This window comes from candidate division WOR-3 bacterium (assembly GCA_016934535.1).
Classification (GTDB): domain Bacteria; phylum SDB-A; class SDB-A; order SDB-A; family SDB-A; genus JAFGIG01.
Genome location: JAFGSQ010000016.1, coordinates 40,068 through 58,379 on the forward strand (window position 1 = coordinate 40,068; position 18,312 = coordinate 58,379).

Genomic DNA, 18,312 nt, shown 5'->3' on the forward strand with positions numbered 1-18,312 from the left:
ATCAACAAGAATTGAACGGAGTAAATATGACTGAACCGGAACTCAAGACGACACCTTTTTACGAAGAACACCTGAAAAATGCAGCAAAAATAGTGCCGTTCGCGGGTTTTAAAATGCCCATCCAGTATCCCGCCGGAATTGTATCCGAAGTTTTAAACGTCCGCACAACGGCGGGATTGTTCGACGTCTCTCACATGGGCGAAATCGAAATCAGGGGCAAGCAAGCTGCGGATTTTGTCAATTTCATAGTCACAAACGATGTCTCGAACCTGCCCGATAAAGGAGTACTGTACACTGCCATGTGCTACCCCGGAGGCGGGATAGTTGACGATTTACTTGTCTACAGACTCGAGAATTACTTCCTTCTCGTGGTCAACGCTTCCAACATAGAAAAAGATTTCAGCTGGATAACTGAGAACTCAGCAGGATTCGATGTTGAGATCGCCAATAAATCCGATGAAACGGCGCAACTTGCGCTACAGGGACCCGTTTCGGAAAAAATAATGCAAAACATTGCCGACATAGATTACGGATCTCTCGGATTTTATCAGAGCGCCCGGACTGAAATCGAAAATGTGCCCGTTATCATATCCAGGACAGGTTACACGGGAGAAGACGGCTTTGAGATTTATTCCCCCGCAGACAGGTCTACTTTTCTCTGGCAAAAAATTCTTGACGCCGGAGAGAAATTTTCCGCATGCCCTGTTGGCCTTGCCGCCAGAGACATTTTGCGGCTCGAAATGTGCTATTGCCTTTACGGGAATGACATATCAAAAGACACCACACCGCTGGAAGCAGGATTAGGATGGGTGGTAAAACTTGAAAAACAGGATTTTGTAGGGAAGAAAGTTTTACTCGATCAGAAACAAAACGGAGTGGACCGAAGGCTTGTTCATTTCGTGATGAACGGGAAAGGAGTCGCCAGGAAAGGATTCGCCATACATTCCGCCGGCGAAGTTGTCGGAGAAGTGACCAGCGGCGCTTATTCCCCAATTCTCGACAAAAGCGTAGGCATGGGATATGTTAAAACAGGCCATCACAAGATAAATTCACGGATTGACATAGACGTCAGATCAAAATTATTTGAAGCGGTCATCGTCAAACCGCCTTTTTACAAAAACGCAACGCACAAATAAAAGTAATAATCAAAAGAAGGAGGACCGATGTCCGAAACGACAATTATGCCGGATCTTTTTTACACAGCAACTCACGAATGGGTTAAAGTTGAAAACCAGAAAATCACGATCGGACTGACTGATTTCGCGCAACAAGAACTCTCAGACATTGTCTATTTGGAGTATCACGCCGCCGAAGGAGACATCGTAAAAAAAGGCGATTCCCTGTGCACAGTTGAAGCTGTGAAGACGGCAGAAGATATTTTTTCGCCTGTTGACGGCAAAATACTAAAGATAAATGTCGCTCTGCCGGACAATCCTTCCTTGCTCAACAAAGAACCTTACGAAGGTGGATGGATAGCCGTTATAGAAACCTCCGAAGAATTTTCTCCAGCCTATCTTCTCAGCGCCGAAGATTACAAAATGGTGGTGCTTGAAAGCGCTCATTAGAGGAACGCATGCCCTACATCCCTCACACAGATGACGATAAAAAGAATATGCTGGAAAGAATCGGATTTACTGATTTTGATTCTCTCTTGAAAGACATATCACCGGACCTGCCGTGCAAAGATCATTTCGACCTGCCCAAAGGAATAACCGAATGCGAACTTATAAAACTAATGCAAAAAACCGCTTCTCAAAACTGCGATTCCGTCAAAACACTGTGCTTCGCCGGAGGAGGAGTTTATGACCACTACATTCCTGCGGCTGTTCAGCACATATCATCGAGACCCGAATTTTACACTGCATACACGCCATACCAACCGGAAGTGAGCCAGGGCACTCTTCAGGTTATCTTCGAATTTCAATCAATGATCTGCGAACTGACGGGCATGGATGTTTCCAACGCTTCAATGTACGACGGAGCAACAGCACTTTCTGAAGCTCTGATAATATGTTCAAAAATAAAAAAGAAGAACAGGATAATTATTTCCCAATCATTTCACCCTTCGGTTCTTAAAGTTGCCGAGACTTATCTTTCTCACGGCTTCGAACTGGTCAAATGCCCGATAAACGAAGACGGTGCGACGGACATTAAAGAGATGGAAAAACTCTTGAACACAGATACGGCTGCTGTCGCGGTACCTTACACCAATTTTTTCGGGACGATTGAACCGATCGCCGATTTCATTGTCGGAGCACGCTCCAAAGGAGTTCTGTCGGTGATTTACACGAATCCGCTTACACTTTCACTGCTCGAACCGCCGGGAGCATTCGGCGCCGATTTCACTGTAGGTGAAGGCCAACCTCTCGGTATAGAAATGTCATACGGCGGCCCTCTTCTCGGCATTTTCACCTCAAGAAGAGAACACATCAGAGCAATACCAGGAAGGATAATCGGTGAAACTTCCGACAAAAAGGGCAACACAGGATATGTGATGACCCTTCAAACCAGAGAGCAGCACATTAAGAGGGAACGGGCAACGAGCAATATATGCACGAATCAGGCTCTGTGCGCACTCAGAGCGGCTGTTTATCTTGCCCTGATGGGGAAAAAAGGGCTTGAAGACGCCGCACTGCGTTCTCACCAGAACGCTCAAAAACTGAATTCATCACTGACCGCAATTAATGGAATAAAAAACGTTTTCCCCGATTCCGCTTTTTTCAATGAATTTGCCATAGAATTGCCTGTTGACGCTTCCGTCGTTTCGGCAAAGATGCTGGAGAAAAACATAATCGCCGGAATTGATCTCGGAATTTTCGACAAGAAAAGAAAAAAACAGATTCTCATAGCTGTCACTGAGAAAAGAACCGACGGAGAACTCGAGTATTACGCTGATTCAATCAAAGAAGTTTTAAAGGAGGCCAAATGACCGCAGTTGAAACTTATCCCAAAGTAGTCATAAACGCTTCACTGTGCAAAGGATGCGGACTGTGCATAATAGCCTGCCCTAAAAATTGCCTTGTAGCTTCTCCCGATCTTAATGAAAAAAGCTTCCATCCCGCCGCTTATACTGGCGAAGGTTGCATAGGATGCGGGACGTGCTTTTACACATGCCCTGAACCCGGCGCCATAGAAGTTTATCCAAAAGATCACAAAGAATAGGAGAAAAAAATGGCAAAAGAACTGATAAAAGGAAACTACGCCGTCGTCAAAGCGGCAATCCTAGCCGGTGCCGAGACATACTTCGGCTACCCGATAACGCCGGCTTCCGAAATAGCTGAAGGTTCGGCATATTATTTTCCCAGGGTCAACAGGACTTTCCTTCAGGCAGAAAGCGAAGTCGCTTCAATAAACATGCTCTATGGTTCAGGAGGAGCCGGAGCGAGAACACTGACCGCGAGTTCCGGCCCCGGCATCAGTCTCATGCAGGAAGGCATTTCCTATGCCGTCGGAGCTGAAGTCCCGTGCCTGATAGTCAACGTTATGAGAGCCGGACCGGGTCTCGGAAACATCGCTCCTGAACAGGCGGATTACAATCAGTCGGTCAAGGGCGGCGGACACGGGTCTTACCATCTCATTGTGCTGGCGCCTAATTCGGCACAGGAAATGTGCGACCTGACTATAAGGGGTTTCGAACTCGCCGATAAATACAGAATTCCGGTTGTGCTTCTTTCTGACGCGTTCATCGGCCAGATGATGGAACCCGTGGAATTTCCCGAACCGCTTCCCCAAAAAGACCTTCCTAAAAAACCATGGTCAACACAGGGAACCAAAGAATTTTCGCGCAGCATAATCAATTCGATTTATCTGGAACCCTCCGAAATGGAAAAACACATCGAAAGGCTCGGTGATAAATTCAGAAAGATTGAAGAGAATGAAACCGCGTTTGAGGAATTCATGACAGACGATGCTGAAATCATACTCATAGGTTACGGAATAACGTCGAGAATTCTCAAAGACGTCACTGAAATCGCGAGAAAAGAAGGTATAAAAGCCGGCCTTTTCAGGCCGATAACTCTTTGGCCGTTCCCGGGGAAAAAACTTAAAGAACTCGCCAAAAAAACAAAAAATATCCTTGTAGTAGAGATGTCAGATGGTCAGTTGTTCGATGACATCAGACTCCAGACAGACTGCAAAACAGAAATATATTTGTACAAAAGAATGGGCGGTATTGTTCCAACTTCGGCTGAAATACTTGAACAGGTCAAAAAAATAACGGGGAGGAAGTAATGGGAAAAGTTTTGAGAAAACCCAAAAGTTTTTACGACGAATTTTTCAGAAATCCCAGCCCCGACAAAGGAACCACTCATTACTGTCCCGGCTGCGGACACGGCATTGTACATAAATACATTGCCGAAGCGATAGAAGATTTTGAAATCGCCGGTAAAACAATTTGGGTAAGTCCCGTCGGATGCAGCGTCTTCGGATACTATTACTTCGACTGTGGACATCAGCAGGCTCCCCACGGAAGGGCTCCCGCTGTAGCGACCGGAATAAAAAGGTCCCGGCCTGATTCCGTGGTGATAAGTTATCAGGGCGACGGCGATCTCGCGGCGATAGGCGGAAACGAGATACTCCACTCAGCCAACAGAGGGGAAAGCATAACCGTATTTTTCGTCAACAACAGCATATACGGAATGACAGGCGGACAGATGGCTCCGACCACTTTGGTCGGTCAGAAAACGACCACCACACCGTACGGAAGAAATCCTGCAAACGAAGGTCACCCTCTGAGAATGGCTGAATTGATATCTCAGCTTGAATCTCCGGTTTACGTCGAAAGGGTGAGCCTTCACGACACCAAGCACAGAATAAAAGCCAGACTAGCAATAAGAAAAGCTCTGCAGATTCAGATGGAAAATAAAGGATTTTCATTCGTCGAAATTCTCTCCCAGTGCCCTTCCGGCTGGAAAGTAACACCCGTCGACTCCCTGAAATGGATTGAAGAAAATCAGTTGCCGTATTTTCCTGTCGGTGTTTTCAAAGACGTGTCTTCACAAAGAACACCCCGGGAAATCATAAGACCTTTGTGGGAAAACAAAAAAATTAAAGAAGCTCTTGAGTTCGAAACGCAGGTAAACGTTTACCCTGAGCCAAAACCGAAAAAAGAAATATTCGAAAATCCCAAAATCAAAATAGCAGGTTTCGGGGGACAGGGAATTCTGATGCTCGGTGTACTTCTCGCCGAATCCGCGATGCTCGCAGGCAAAGAAGTGACCTGGATCCCTTCATACGGCCCTGAAATGAGGGGCGGTACGGCGAATTGCCACGTTGTCATAAAATCAGGAAAAATCTCGAACCCGAGCGTCGACAAACCCGACATACTGATTGCCATGAACCAGCCTTCATTGGAAAAATTCGAAAAAGACGTCGCGCCAGGCGGTTTGATCATAATAGACACGACGCTTGTCAAAAAAGGCGTGTCGAGGAAAGACGTCCAGGTTCTGGCAAAGCCTTTCAGCGAAATAGCCGATAAAGAACTTAAAAACACGAAAGTGACAAACTCGCTGATACTCGGAGCACTCATTGGATTGACAGGATTAATCGATAAAACCGCAGTATTCGACGCTTTTAAGACTCACATCTCCCGCGAAAACCTCATAGAGATAAACAAAAGCGCTTTGGAAAAAGGGATGAACCTGACTGATTGATTTCGACGCTCATTTAATTTTTACCGACTGACTCCAGCATAACGTAGGAGGAGACTGTGCCAGAAAAAATGGACGATCTGTATAAAATAGCCCTGTCAAAAGGCAGAAAAATACTTTCCGTCGCCTGTGCCGAAGATGAGAATGTCCTGGAAGCCCTCATCGAATCAGTGAAAATGGGCCTGACTTCACCCGTACTTTTCGGCGATAAAATCAAAATAACCGGCATTTTACAAAAGAAAGGCGTTGAACCAGATGATTTTGAAATCGTAGACGTGAAAGACCGGTATCAAGCTGCGCATCAGGCAGTAAAAGCAGTCAGCACAGGAGAAGCGGACTTCCTGATGAAAGGCTTGATTCCGACCTCGAATTTCCTAAAAGCCGTCCTCGATAAAGAGACAGGACTCAGGTTCTCGGAAGTCTTAAGTCACGCGGCGGTTTTATCTCTCAATCTATATCACAAACTCTTGATAATTACGGACGGAGGAATGAACGAGCATCCTGACTTGACGACAAAAATCCGGATACTCGAAAACTCGGTCAAACTGTGCGAAAAACTCGGAATAAACAATCCCAAAGTCGCAGTTCTGGCCGGAGTGGAAACTGTTTCCGAGAAACAGCCTGAGACCATTGACGCCGCACAATTAAGCAAGATGAACTCAACAGGTCAGATAAAAAACTGTATTGTAGACGGACCGCTCGCGATAGACGCGGCCATTTCAGAAGAATCGGCACACCACAAAAACATTTTATCTCCAGTCGCTGGCGACGCTGATATTCTTTTGGTACCTTCGATGTCTGCAGGAAACATGCTCGCAAAATCCCTGATATATTTCGCCTCAGCGCAGGCGGCAGGAGCAATTCTCGGCACGACTAAACCCGTTGTCATGCTGTCAAGATCTGACGAACCGAAAACAAAACTCAATTCCATTGCCCTTGGATCGGTGCTCTCATGAAGTTTATGGCAGTTCGCTCATTCATTAACGATTGCATTTTTTCGTTAATTGAATGATAATTCAAAGTGTTGTAACTCATCAGGGAAACATAATGAAAACGGATGCAAGCGAATCAACCGAAAAAAAAATCATCTACAAAAAAGGCGAATTGATATTCAGTGAAGGCGAAACCGGGAATGAAATGTACCTCATCAAATCAGGAAACGTAAGAATTTATAAACTGACAGGCAGAATTCAGCACACTTTGGCGGTTATAAAAGAAGGTAATTTTTTCGGAGAAATGGCCATTCTAGACCAATCCCCCAGATCGGCGAGCGCCGAAGCATACACAGATGTCGAACTGGTCATATTCGACAAAGAAGCCTTCGTTTCACACATTAGGAAAAATCCCTTCATCGAATTCGTCGTAAATGAATTGATCTCCAGACTCAGAGTCACTTCCAATCAATTCAAACTTCTCGCTATTCCGGATGACGAACTCAGGTTCGCCACGATTCTGCTCACAAAAGCCCAAAATTTTTCGGACGGATTTACCGACGGCGCGATCGTGTCCATGAACATTGACGCCGAAATAATAGCGGCAAGCGTAGGCATAAAAGACGCGACTGCAAAAAAAATCATCGATAATCTGAAAGAATCAGAAGTCATCATCTACGAAGGCGATAATATGAAAGTCAACACGGATAAACTCAAAGAATTCATCAGATACATAAAACTTAAAAACAAATTCGAAGACGAGGAGACGGCTTGAAAATCAGCACGAATTTGCTAATCCTGATTGCTATGACATCTGTCGTATCCTGCAGCAAAGATCCCCTCTCACCGCACAGCAAACCTGTAGCCGTCCTCAACGTAAGACCTGAGACGGCCTATATTTCGAATGCTGTTTTCACGATAGACGCTGAAGGAAGCAGTTGTTCGGGAGTACCGGCCGCGGACTTGTGGGCGAGAATATCCTGGAATTTCGACCGGGATCCTGATTCGATCCTCTGGGAAAACTGGACAAGTTTGCACAGTATTCTTACATCGCCTCCGTCAATCTCCTATTCGCTCGACACGAATCAGTCGTTTCCGCTAGTTAAAATAATCGCTCTCGAAGTAGCCAATCCAAACGGTGTTTCTGACACTGCCGTCGACACCGTCATCATTCTCAAAAACTGAAACAGCAGATATGAATTTAGTTAAAGTAGGCGGACAAGCGATTCTGGAAGGCGTGATGATGATCACTCCTAAGAGCTGGTCGCTTTCGGTACGTCAGGACGACGACACCATAGTGACAAAAAAATGGAACCGAAAATCCTTCCTCGAAAAACATTTTTTACTAAGACTGCCGCTCGTGAGAGGTTTCGTGGTTCTCTTTGAGACAGTTTTTCTCGGATACAAAGCCCTCGAAATGTCGTCTCAGATACTAATGAAGGACCAGAAGAAAACCTGGAAAGATGATTTAATCATGATACTCTCGCTTTTAGCCGCGATTCTCGTATTTTTCAGTCTTCCTCTTCTCGCGTCGAAATACATTTTCCCGGGAATTTACAAAGACAATCAGTTTCTTCTGAATCTTATCGTCGGATCATTCAGACTGACATTTTTTATACTGTATGTTGTAGCAATTTCGTTCTTGAAAGACGTCAGAAGAGTCTTTGAGTATCACGGAGCGGAGCACAAAGCAATATACTGTTACGAATCCGGACATGATCTCACTCCTGAAAACGCATTGACGTACAACAAGGAACATCCGAGATGCGGCACAAGCCTGATCCTGGTCACGGTAGTTCTCGCAATCATTATCAGCGCTCTTTTCGACACCATCATATTTAATCGTTTTCATTTTTCAAACACCCCGCTGAACAGGACGCTGGTTCATCTTTTTTACATTCCCTTCATAGCCGGTTTGGCTTACGAATTCAACAGACTCGGATCAAAACACGCAAACAATCCTTTTTTTAGAATACTTGTCTATCCCGGACTGCTGATGCAGAAACTGACGACAAAGCAGCCGGATTGCAAACAAATGGAAGTGAGCATATCTGCTCTGAAAGCTTCCGTAGAAGAATCCGGCAATGCTTCCTGAAAACATAAAACTCACCGAATTTATTGAAAAGGCGAGATCCAAACATCTTGTCATAAATGACGAAATATCGGACCCTGCGATTTTCTCGAATCAGAAAAAATATCTCCGCCTTCTCAAAGAAAAATCCGAACTTGATCCAATAATATATTTAAACGATGAGATAAACGATTTAAAGAAAAAACTCTCGGATGTAACCCGGATCATATCTTCAGAAAATGACGAAGAAATTCTGGCGCTCGCACGAACCGAGGAAAAAGAATTGCAAGATTCAATAAAAAGAAAAACCGAAGAATTAATGATTTGTCTTGTCCCGAAAGATCCCCTCGACTCCAGAAACATCATAGTTGAATTGAGACCGGCGGCAGGAGGTGAAGAAGCGGCTCTTTTCGCCGGCGACATGTTCAGGATGTATCAGAGATTTTCTGAATTGAATTCCTGGAAATTCGACTTGATAGACATACACAAAAGCGAGCTCGGAGGCGTCAAAGACTGCGTATTTTCCGTTTCCGGAAAAGACGTGTTCAGAAAAATGAAATTCGAATCCGGAGTTCACAGGGTTCAGCGCGTACCTGCGACCGAATCAGGCGGCCGAATTCACACTTCGACAATTACTGTCGCCATACTTCCCGAACCCGAAGAAGTCGAAATTCAGATCGACCCGAAAGATATAAAAATGGATTTTTTCCACGCGTCCGGACCGGGAGGCCAGAATGTAAACAAACTTTCCACGGCGGTAAGACTGACGCACATTCCAACGGGTCTGGCTGTTGTTTGTCAGGACGAAAGGAGCCAGATAAAAAACAGGGAAAAAGCCTACAAAGTTCTCAAGGCCCGGATATATGATATAAAACTGAACGAAGAAACAGAAAAAATTTCCAGTCAGAGAAAAGCGCAGGTCGGAACCGGCGACAGAAGTGAAAGAATACGGACATATAATTTCCCTCAGAAAAGAGTCACCGACCACAGGATCAATTTCTCCATACACAGACTTGAAGAGGTTCTCGACGGAGATCTCGACCCCGTTATATCAATGCTTCTCGAAGACGAGCAAAACAGAAAAATAATGTCTATAGGTCTTTGATAAGAGATGAGAAATATTGCTGATTTAATTGAAGACGGATCCGCGAAACTCCAATCGGAAGGAATTGAAAACTTTTTAGACGAAGCATATTACCTCCTGTCTCACGCTTCGGGTATGAGCATAGACGAATTGCTTAAAAACAGTGAAAAATGTATAAAAGAATCCGGAACTCTCTTGTACTATGAATATTTGAAAAAAAGAGTCCAGAAAATTCCGAGACAATACATTACGGGAACCGAAAAATTTTTCGGTTTAAACATCAAAGTCGGTCCCGGGGTATTTATACCGAGACCGGAAACGGAAATTCTCGCAATAACGGCAGAAAAGTTTTTAAAGGATAAAAAAGGGAAAGTAATCGAATGCTTCTCCGGCTCGGGCGCCGTGTCTTTGTGCTTATCAAAACACTTGCCCTTTGCCGAGATAATTTCGATTGAGATATCCTCTGAAGCGGTCAAATGGCAGAAAAGAAACCTTTTGTCACACGGGAACCTGTCACAAAAAATTTCGCTCGTAAGAGCCGACACTTTACAATCATTGAGACCTGGAAACGACATTATCGCCGTCGTAGCCAATCCCCCCTACGTCCCTTATCCGGAACTCGCCGGACTCGATCCGGAAATTATTGAAAACGAACCTGAATCTGCATTAAACGGAGGATTTGACGGACTGGAACAGTTCAGAAATCTGTCGGAGCAGGCGCAGGAGATTCTTCCCGACGGATCATTTTTATTCTCTGAAATCGGAGAGGATCAGTTCGACAGAGCCAGGAGAATACTGTACGGAAATGGTTTCCGTTCTGTTCACGGAGAAAAAGACTTATCGGGAATAACAAGAATCGTTATCGCCAGTAAATAAAGGCGGAAAGAGGATGGAATGGACTTCAAATTCGTCAGAATTCTAGCCAACCCAAATAAGGATTACGCTCCGGTCATGAAGAAAATCATTTCTTTTCTCTCAAAAAGGGGTGTAACGACATTCTTCGGTGAAATCCCGAACGATGAAGAGGACCTCGTGATTTCCCTCGGCGGCGACGGGACCATGCTCAAAGCCGCCAAGACAGTCCGGCACAAAGACATCCCCCTGCTCGGCATCAATCTCGGAAATCTCGGTTTTCTTGCCGACATTAAAGCGCAGGACACTGACCTTTCTCTCGAAGAACTCGCAAGAGGAGATTACAGACTCGAAAGAAGGATCAATCTAAGAGTAGACGGCACTTCTGATGCTCTGAACGATGTAGTGGTAATGCCGAGGATGTCGTTCAGGGTCATTCACCTTCTTTCGTTCGTCAACGGTAACTTCCTGACTGAAATAGTCGGTGACGGGGTTATAATTTCCACTCCTACGGGCTCAACGGCTTATTCGCTTTCCGCAGGAGGTCCGATAGTTCAGTCCGACATGGACCTTATAATCATAAATTCAATATCCCCCCATTCTCTTTCCCTGCGTCCGATCATTATTCCTCCGGACTCAAAAGTAAAAATTACCCTTTGCAGTGAATCCGCTTTTGTAGCGATAGACGGTCAAACAGCAAAAAACATTTCGAAGGGCGATGAAATTGAAATCGCGAAATCTGATTCTTACACAACTCTTCTCAGACTCAAAAGCGTCGACTATTTTTCGACTCTCCGCTCGAAACTGAAGCTCGGAGACACGAAAATGAAAACGAGCTGCGGCGGCTGTAAGAACAGTTCCAAATGCTATTATTTCAGCATACACGATGATTAAATCCATAAACATAAAAAACGTGGCGACCATAAAAAATGCCGAAATTCATTTCGACAAGGGTCTCAATATCATCACCGGAGAAACAGGTGCCGGAAAATCGTTGATTTTCGACGCGATCTCTCTTTCTCTGGGACATGAAAGTGACAGAAGATCTTTCAGATCAGACGCCGCACCTCCTGAAATAAAGACAATTTTGACGGACAACTCGGGAAAAGAGATCTTCCTGGAAATAAAAATTCAGAGAAAAGGCAGGCCGCCCAGAACTATAGACGGTGAAAAATCCGGCGTAGAACGAGTCAGATCAGTCTCGTCGCAGACAGTTATGATGTTCGGCCAGAACAGAATTTCGGAACTTCTTAGGCCGGAATTTTTTCACGAATATCTCGACAATTTTTCAGAAAACGACGCCATATTCAGCGCCTATAAAGAATTTTTCGATAGATACCGTATTCAGATTAAAGAACTCTCAAGGCTTGAAAAAGAAAAACTGGCAGGAGATGAGAGGAAAAGACTCGCGGAATATGAGCTCAAGGAATTGAACGACCTGGATATAAAAAGCGGCGAATGGGAAGACATCAATTCTTCCATAAAAAAAATTGAGAATTACGAGAAGATCAAAACTCATCTTCTGAACTGCGAGGATCTGGTTTGCTCGTCTGAAAACGGTGTGTTTTCAACGATAAAAAAACTCCACAATGAAGCCGTTCAGCTCTCAAGAATAGATACCTCTTACGATGAGCTGAACAGCCTGATAGAACAGCTTTCTTTGGCAAGAGAGGAAATAGAAAGAGTTTTAACAAAGATGTCTGATTTCGAATACGATTCCAAAAAGCTGGGCTCCCTGAGAGAACGCCGGGATCTACTTCATACAGCAATGAGAAAATTCGGCGGTACTTTTGAAAACATGATAAACCGCAGAACAGAACTGCAGGATATTCTCTCCGCTTCTTCAGTCTCAGAAGAAACGATCCGTCAAGCGAAAGAAGCTTTGTCATATTTGGAAAAAAAAGTATATGATCTTTCCTCCGCCTTGAGCGAGAGAAGGAAAAAGTCTTCTTTAAAACTGACAAATCAAATATGCGAAATGCTGGAAAGCCTCGGCTTCAAAGGAGCCAGGTTCAAAGTCGAAATCAACGAAAAAAAATCCGGCGATCACAGAATCGAAGATGTTTTCCTGGACGAAACCGGCAGAGACGAAGTCGAATTCCTGTTTTCCGCAAATCCGGATCTCAAAATGGACACTCTTTCCAAAGTTGTCTCCGGAGGAGAACTTTCGAGGATCGCTCTGGCTATTCAAGCGACAACTATGCAGCAGAGGCTTCTCCCCGTCATTGTGTTCGATGAAATAGACATCGGCATTTCCGGCAAAACAGCAAGGTCGGTCGGAAAGTACCTTCACGACATGTCTCGTCAGCGGCAGGTCATCGTCATAACGCATCTCCCGCAGATAGCATCGTTCGCAGATCATTACATCGTAGTCAACAAAAATGTTTCAGGCGGATCATCCGAAACCGCGATAACATACGCAAACGAATCTATCGAACGTGTAAAAGCCGTCGCGGCACTTGCAAGCGGCAAGACCGTGACAAAAGAAGCTCTCGATTACGCGCAAAGCCTCATTAATTCAAAATAAAACGCAAAGGAGGCATATTATGGAAATTTCTGCGGTTGAAATTGAGAACGGAAAAGGTTTCAATTTAGTTATCGGGTCCTCTCATTTCATAATGACTCCGGAAGATATAGCCGAAGCGATCCTGAAAGCCGTCCCTGCAGTGAAGTATGCCGTCTCGTTTTGCGAGGCTTCGGATCCGGCTTTAATCAGGTCCGAAAGCAACGATGAAGAACTGCTCGATCTTTCGCAGCGAAACGCAATGGCGGTGGGAGCAGGCCATTCTTTCATAATTTTCGTCAAAGACTGCTATCCAATAAATTTTTTAAATTCACTGAAAAACCTGCCCGAGATAACAAACATATACTGCGCAACTGCAAATCCTGTTCACGTTATTGTCGCATCAGCCGGCAAAGGAAAGGCCATCATCGGAGTCGCCGATGGAAATTCACCGAAAGGTTTTGAAAACAATGAAGAAAGAAAGAAGAGATTCGAATTTCTGAGAAAAATCGGCTACAAACTTTCTTTCTGACGAAACAGCTGTCCTTCCACTTTCTTTGCGTGTAAAATACATTTTTATTGAAATATATTTTAAAGTAGAATTCATACTGTAAAAAAGGAGGATCGAATGAATTTTTTACTTTTAATAGCATTGACGTCATTGACGGTTAATCAGCTTCCCGTTGGCGGACCCGGAACATATTCCATTAAGGACGAACCCCTGTATTTCTCCTTCGAGGCTCAAAGAAGCGGGTATCTTTCAGTCGTCGTCAAAGCGTCTGACGATAATACTGATCTCACTTTAACCGGCAGAGGCCCCAACACTTATTTCCTCGATATGTCTCCTGCCGTTGTCGACATAGACGCCGGAGGCAACACGGGTACTGAACAGGCGGTTTTTACCATACAATCGCCGGGAACTTATTATTTAATAGTCAATCCATATTCTGCCCTTACTGAAGAAAAAAATTTCGAAGTTCTCGCCTGGTTTTATGAAACCGGCGAACTTATTGAAACCTCCGGCATGATAACAGTCGCGGAAAGAAATATAAACGATATGGAAAATTTGTCGGGGAATCTCAATCTTTCAGAACCAATCCAGATATTCATCCCTCAAAACTACGACGCGTCGTCAAATTTGATATATGTCAGAGCAGAAGCCAGCGAAGACATAATGCTCGAATTATATTCCCCGGAAAATCCTCTTTCTTACATACTGCAATCCGATTACGATCTTGAAGGAAATCTCGGCATAGAGGAATTGCTATATTATTCAGGAAAGGAAAAACCTCTGATCGTCGTAAGACCTTATCAGATAACTGACACGACAGAAATTTTTTTCAACGTATATTTTGAAACAGTCCCCGAAGACGACAAGCTTACCCTTTCATCAAACAAAGCTGTTGACGAATCATTCATAGACCCGGACAATAACGCGCTGTCATATGTTTACAGCGTTTCTATCCCCGAAGACGGCCTTTCGGAAGTAAATCTTTCCTCCGACGACGCCGATCTGGTTCTCATGGCCTTCTCTGATGACACCATGTATTATTCCGACAACGATTTTGACGGAAATACAGGCCATGAAAAACTTATTCTTCCGGGAGGAAAATATTACATCGTAGTCACAAACAATCCGAATTCAAGACAATACTCTGATTTCACGATTGAGGTACTTCATCATCAGGACAGAGATGCCTCCCGCACTAATGCGACAACCTTAAAACTCGGAGTCCGCAGCAACGGAGACTTGTCTTACGGGAACTTCGATTTTCAGGATTATTTTGTTTTCACTGCCGATCAAAAAGCGACGTACACTTTTGAAGTTCAGGGACTTACCGGTGAAGGCGACCTGATAATGGCCGTCGAAGCTTCCGATGGAGAATCACTCCTTTATTCAGACATCGACAACAACGGAGACCCTACTAACGAAATCTGCACGATCGAACTTGACAGAGGGCAGAAAGTATATGTAAAAATTTATCCGTACTCGGATTATGACGGTGTCTTCACGGACTGCGGATACTTTTTAATTGTAACGATGGAATGAATTCGAAAGGGGCAGTAGCTCAGATGGAAGAGCGCCTCCCTCGCACGGAGGAGGCCGGCGGTTCGAATCCGCTCTGCTCCATTTTTTTCCCTGATCGAATCGAATTCCGAATAATTATAAAAGCGGCCGGCCTTTCCGTAGGATGTGCCGGAGAACTCCGCCAGGGCTGGAAGGCAGCAACGGTATCCAGAGCACTCCTGTCGGGAACAAAGCTGGCCGCTTAAAAAAAGGAACGGGGATGAGCGATGATTATCTGATTCTGGCGAGAAGGCTGAGACCCGCTGATTTTGAAGGTTTGATAGGTCAAAAACACGTCGTTGAGACCCTTAAAAGCGCTCTCGACAAAGGCAAAGTGGCGCAGGCATATCTTTTCGCAGGACCGAGAGGAGTAGGCAAAACAACTGCTGCAAGAGTCCTGTCAAAAGCCATAAATTGTGAAAAGGGTGTTTCTTCGAAACCGTGCAATGAGTGCATGCCCTGCAAGGCTATATCTGAATCTCGTTTTCAGGACGTCATAGAAATAGACGGCGCTTCAAACAGAGGAGTCGACGACATAAGATCTATCAGGGAAAATCTTTTGTATACGCCTTCATCGCGGGAAAGAATTTACATAATCGACGAAGTTCACATGCTGACAAAAGAAGCTTTCAACGCGCTTTTGAAAACTCTCGAAGAACCTCCCCCCTGCACAAGATTCATTTTCGCCACTACAGAACCTGAGAAAGTTCCTCAAACTATAATCTCGAGATGTCAAAGATTCGACTTCAAATTGGTCGGCGACAAAACCATCTTCGATCATCTTAGAAATATTTGCGACAAAGAATCCATAAAGATTTCAGATGAAGCTCTCAAAATCGTAGTTCGGAAAGCACAAGGTTCGGTCAGGGATTCTCTGAGCCTTCTCGATCAGATTTCGGTTTATTCCGACATCGACGAATCAAAAGCACGCGAGATACTTGGTGAAGTTGATTTCAGTCGCATCGAAAAAATAATCGAGGCGGTTTCAGCCAACGACGTCAAAAAAACCCTTTCCCTTTGCGGCAATATAATTGAAGAAGGATACCAGCCCTTTGACATCGCGCATTCTCTGGCTCTTGTTCTTTACGAATCTCTCAAAGAAAATTCGCAATACCGGAACATATCAGCCAAACTTGGAGTGGACAGAACCATCAGAGCCCTCGACCTTCTTTCCTCATTTATCGACGAAAATTCCAAACTGTCGCCGAAAATACGTTTCGAAATACTAGTCGCCAGGATTTCGAGAATGGTTGACACTCGCAGCATCAAAGATCTCATCCTTAAAATAGAAAAAGAGGAAAAACTCACGACGATTCCTGAAAAACATGAATTTGCCGAACCGGAAAATCAAAACGGCCGATGGGAAGAAATGCTGTCTTTGATAAGGTCTGAGAACACCGTTGTTTACCATTATCTGGTCAATTCATCAGCCGCGATTGAAAACGATTCACTAGTAATAACTTTACCTAATCCCGGTTTCATTAAACTTCTTCAGAATAAAAAAAATTCGTCGGTCCTGCATAACGCCGCGCTTAAAATTTGGGGTAAAAACATCAAGATAAATTTCGCATCAAGCCCGAATGAACCCGACGCAAACAACGACGAAAATGTAAAAAAGCTGAAAAGCCTTTTCGGCGGTGAGGTGATCGAGATTAACTGAAAGAGAAAAATATGCAGAATTTTGATAAAATAATAAAACAAGCGCAAATAATGAAATCCGAAATTGACAGGATTCAAAAAGAGCTTGCATCAGAAAAATTTGAGGGAGAATCCGGCGGAGGGATGGTAAAAACCATCGTGAACGGCACTTTTGATCTTCTGTCCGTAAAGATAGAAAAGGAAATCCTCGCTTCCGATGACGCAGAAATGCTTGAAGACCTCATTGTGGCAGCTTTCTGCGCGGCTCAGAAGAAAGCAAAAATTGCCGCGCAGGAAAAAATGAAAAATGTTTCCGGACCCTTCGATTTTCCCGGAGTTTCGTTTAATTGATCACTCTTCCGAAGCATTTAAACGATATTATAGATATATTAGCATCTTTTCCTGGACTGGGCCGAAAAAGCTCACGCCGCATTCTTTTTCACGTTCTCGCCGAAGGTCCGCATGTTGCGGCACGCCTGGCTGACTCCCTGAAGGAAATGCACGAAAAGACATATTTTTGCCGAAATTGCGGATGTATTTCGGATTCCGAAAAGTGCTCTGTTTGCAGCGACGCATCGAGGAATAAATCGATACTGTGCGTCGTGGAAAACTTCATCGATCAGATAGTTCTTGAAAGCACGAATTTCTACGACGGACAATACCATGTTCTAGGAGGAGTTCTTTCTCCTCTTGACGGAATGGGTCCTGAAAAACTCAGCATTGATAAACTTGTCGCCAGAATCGGCGGCAATGAAATACGAGAGGTAATAATTGCCACAAATCCCACTCCGGAAGGCAACGCCACTGCTCTGTACATCGCTGAACTGATTTCGGATTTTAACGTCAAAATAACAAGACTTGGAAGGGGCATCCCTGTGGGCGGAGACATCGATCTTCTCGATTTGGAAACCATCAGACTTTCGCTTGAAGGCAGAATTGAAATCAAAAAACAGGTTGACTAATAGTGCTATTTCATATAACAAATACTCGTATTCCATGCAAACGGCAGTTTTATGTCTTATGAACATATAGATATACTTGAAGAAGACTTTTGGGTCTTGAAAAACATTACTTCGACGTTACAGAAGACAATTGACGCCAGAGTGGTTGTTCTGATTGACCGTTCCGGCCAGCCCATTGTGTCGTGCGGTGAAACCGAGGACATTGACATCCTCGCCTTTTCTTCGCTGGTCGCCGCAGATTACGCCGCTACAAGCCACCTCGCGGGACTTATTGGAGAGAACGCTTTCGCCACTCTTCACCACCAGGGCATTGAAAACAACATTTTCATTCAGATAATAGAAAATAAATTCATCCTGGCGATAATATTCAAATCTCACACTCCGTTGGGCAGAGTAAAGGTCGAAGCTCTTAGGACAAAGGAAAATCTTACCGATATTTTCCAAAAAATTACGAAAAAGATTGAAGAAGACAAGACCGCGGCTTTTCCGACTGAAGACGTCGAAATAGACAATTTCCTCGAAGACTTTTTTGAAGATTTACATTAGGAGCATAT

20 protein-coding genes, 1 tRNA gene and 1 other RNA gene are annotated in these 18,312 nt (G+C 44.3%); all 22 read left to right on the forward strand.

Features of this window, described 5'->3' with window-relative positions; all coding sequences use genetic code 11:
- Positions 1 to 26: 26 nt before the first annotated feature.
- The 22 genes from gcvT to JXL83_03185 all read left to right on the forward strand — a co-directional run bounded on the left by gcvT (position 27) and on the right by JXL83_03185 (position 18,304).
- The gene (gene gcvT / locus JXL83_03080; GenBank protein ID MBN2363096.1) at positions 27 to 1,136 is read left to right on the forward strand and encodes a glycine cleavage system aminomethyltransferase GcvT; all 1,110 of its coding nucleotides are present in this window, start codon (positions 27 to 29) and stop codon (positions 1,134 to 1,136) included.
- A gap of 27 nt (positions 1,137 to 1,163) precedes the next feature.
- Positions 1,164 to 1,565 (forward strand): glycine cleavage system protein GcvH, encoded by a 402-nt coding sequence (gene gcvH, locus JXL83_03085; protein ID MBN2363097.1) that lies wholly within the window; start codon positions 1,164 to 1,166, stop codon positions 1,563 to 1,565.
- 8 nt (positions 1,566 to 1,573) lie between these two features.
- A complete protein-coding gene (gene gcvPA / locus JXL83_03090; protein MBN2363098.1) occupies positions 1,574 to 2,929 on the forward strand; it encodes an aminomethyl-transferring glycine dehydrogenase subunit GcvPA in 1,356 nt (451 codons plus the stop codon).
- The gene (locus tag JXL83_03095) at positions 2,926 to 3,162 is read left to right on the forward strand and encodes a 4Fe-4S binding protein (GenBank protein ID MBN2363099.1); all 237 of its coding nucleotides are present in this window, start codon (positions 2,926 to 2,928) and stop codon (positions 3,160 to 3,162) included. The genes gcvPA and JXL83_03095 overlap by 4 nt, the downstream gene beginning before the upstream one ends.
- A gap of 9 nt (positions 3,163 to 3,171) precedes the next feature.
- Positions 3,172 to 4,230 carry a 3-methyl-2-oxobutanoate dehydrogenase subunit VorB gene (locus JXL83_03100; GenBank protein MBN2363100.1) on the forward strand — a complete coding sequence of 353 codons (1,059 nt, stop codon included), beginning with the start codon at positions 3,172 to 3,174 and terminating at the stop codon, positions 4,228 to 4,230.
- Positions 4,230 to 5,651, forward strand: a complete 1,422-nt coding sequence (locus JXL83_03105) for a 2-oxoacid:acceptor oxidoreductase family protein (protein ID MBN2363101.1) — start codon at positions 4,230 to 4,232, stop codon at positions 5,649 to 5,651. Before JXL83_03100 ends, JXL83_03105 begins: the two co-directional genes overlap by 1 nt.
- 68 nt (positions 5,652 to 5,719) lie before the next feature.
- The gene (locus JXL83_03110) at positions 5,720 to 6,604 is read left to right on the forward strand and encodes a bifunctional enoyl-CoA hydratase/phosphate acetyltransferase (GenBank protein MBN2363102.1); all 885 of its coding nucleotides are present in this window, start codon (positions 5,720 to 5,722) and stop codon (positions 6,602 to 6,604) included.
- Between the two features lie 91 nt (positions 6,605 to 6,695).
- Entirely contained in the window at positions 6,696 to 7,355 is a 660-nt protein-coding gene (locus JXL83_03115) for a Crp/Fnr family transcriptional regulator (GenBank protein MBN2363103.1), read from the forward strand.
- Positions 7,352 to 7,765 (forward strand): hypothetical protein, encoded by a 414-nt coding sequence (locus JXL83_03120; GenBank protein MBN2363104.1) that lies wholly within the window; start codon positions 7,352 to 7,354, stop codon positions 7,763 to 7,765. Before JXL83_03115 ends, JXL83_03120 begins: the two co-directional genes overlap by 4 nt.
- 10 nt (positions 7,766 to 7,775) lie before the next feature.
- Positions 7,776 to 8,675: a DUF1385 domain-containing protein gene (locus JXL83_03125; GenBank protein MBN2363105.1), complete on the forward strand. Its 900-nt coding sequence runs from the start codon at positions 7,776 to 7,778 to the stop codon at positions 8,673 to 8,675.
- Positions 8,665 to 9,756: a peptide chain release factor 1 gene (gene prfA, locus JXL83_03130; GenBank protein MBN2363106.1), complete on the forward strand. Its 1,092-nt coding sequence runs from the start codon at positions 8,665 to 8,667 to the stop codon at positions 9,754 to 9,756. The genes JXL83_03125 and prfA overlap by 11 nt, the downstream gene beginning before the upstream one ends.
- 6 nt (positions 9,757 to 9,762) lie before the next feature.
- The gene (gene prmC, locus JXL83_03135) at positions 9,763 to 10,611 is read left to right on the forward strand and encodes a peptide chain release factor N(5)-glutamine methyltransferase (protein MBN2363107.1); all 849 of its coding nucleotides are present in this window, start codon (positions 9,763 to 9,765) and stop codon (positions 10,609 to 10,611) included.
- An 18-nt stretch (positions 10,612 to 10,629) separates the two neighbouring features.
- Complete coding sequence (locus tag JXL83_03140) at positions 10,630 to 11,481, forward strand: NAD(+)/NADH kinase (GenBank protein MBN2363108.1); 852 nt, start codon at positions 10,630 to 10,632, stop codon at positions 11,479 to 11,481.
- Positions 11,474 to 13,114 carry an AAA family ATPase gene (locus JXL83_03145; protein MBN2363109.1) on the forward strand — a complete coding sequence of 547 codons (1,641 nt, stop codon included), beginning with the start codon at positions 11,474 to 11,476 and terminating at the stop codon, positions 13,112 to 13,114. The genes JXL83_03140 and JXL83_03145 overlap by 8 nt, the downstream gene beginning before the upstream one ends.
- A gap of 19 nt (positions 13,115 to 13,133) precedes the next feature.
- Complete coding sequence (locus JXL83_03150) at positions 13,134 to 13,622, forward strand: adenosine-specific kinase (GenBank protein ID MBN2363110.1); 489 nt, start codon at positions 13,134 to 13,136, stop codon at positions 13,620 to 13,622.
- A 96-nt stretch (positions 13,623 to 13,718) separates the two neighbouring features.
- Positions 13,719 to 15,140, forward strand: coding sequence for a hypothetical protein (locus JXL83_03155; GenBank protein MBN2363111.1), 1,422 nt, complete (start codon positions 13,719 to 13,721; stop codon positions 15,138 to 15,140).
- Positions 15,141 to 15,148: 8 nt separating this feature from the next.
- A tRNA-Ala gene (locus tag JXL83_03160) sits at positions 15,149 to 15,221 on the forward strand.
- Positions 15,222 to 15,264: 43 nt separating this feature from the next.
- An RNA gene (gene ffs / locus JXL83_03165) (signal recognition particle sRNA small type) lies at positions 15,265 to 15,361 on the forward strand.
- 17 nt (positions 15,362 to 15,378) lie between these two features.
- A complete protein-coding gene (gene dnaX / locus JXL83_03170) occupies positions 15,379 to 16,818 on the forward strand; it encodes a DNA polymerase III subunit gamma/tau (GenBank protein MBN2363112.1) in 1,440 nt (479 codons plus the stop codon).
- A gap of 11 nt (positions 16,819 to 16,829) precedes the next feature.
- Complete coding sequence (locus tag JXL83_03175; protein MBN2363113.1) at positions 16,830 to 17,147, forward strand: YbaB/EbfC family nucleoid-associated protein; 318 nt, start codon at positions 16,830 to 16,832, stop codon at positions 17,145 to 17,147.
- A complete protein-coding gene (gene recR, locus JXL83_03180; GenBank protein ID MBN2363114.1) occupies positions 17,144 to 17,758 on the forward strand; it encodes a recombination protein RecR in 615 nt (204 codons plus the stop codon). Before JXL83_03175 ends, recR begins: the two co-directional genes overlap by 4 nt.
- A gap of 51 nt (positions 17,759 to 17,809) precedes the next feature.
- Entirely contained in the window at positions 17,810 to 18,304 is a 495-nt protein-coding gene (locus JXL83_03185) for a roadblock/LC7 domain-containing protein (protein MBN2363115.1), read from the forward strand.
- Positions 18,305 to 18,312: the final 8 nt, after the last annotated feature.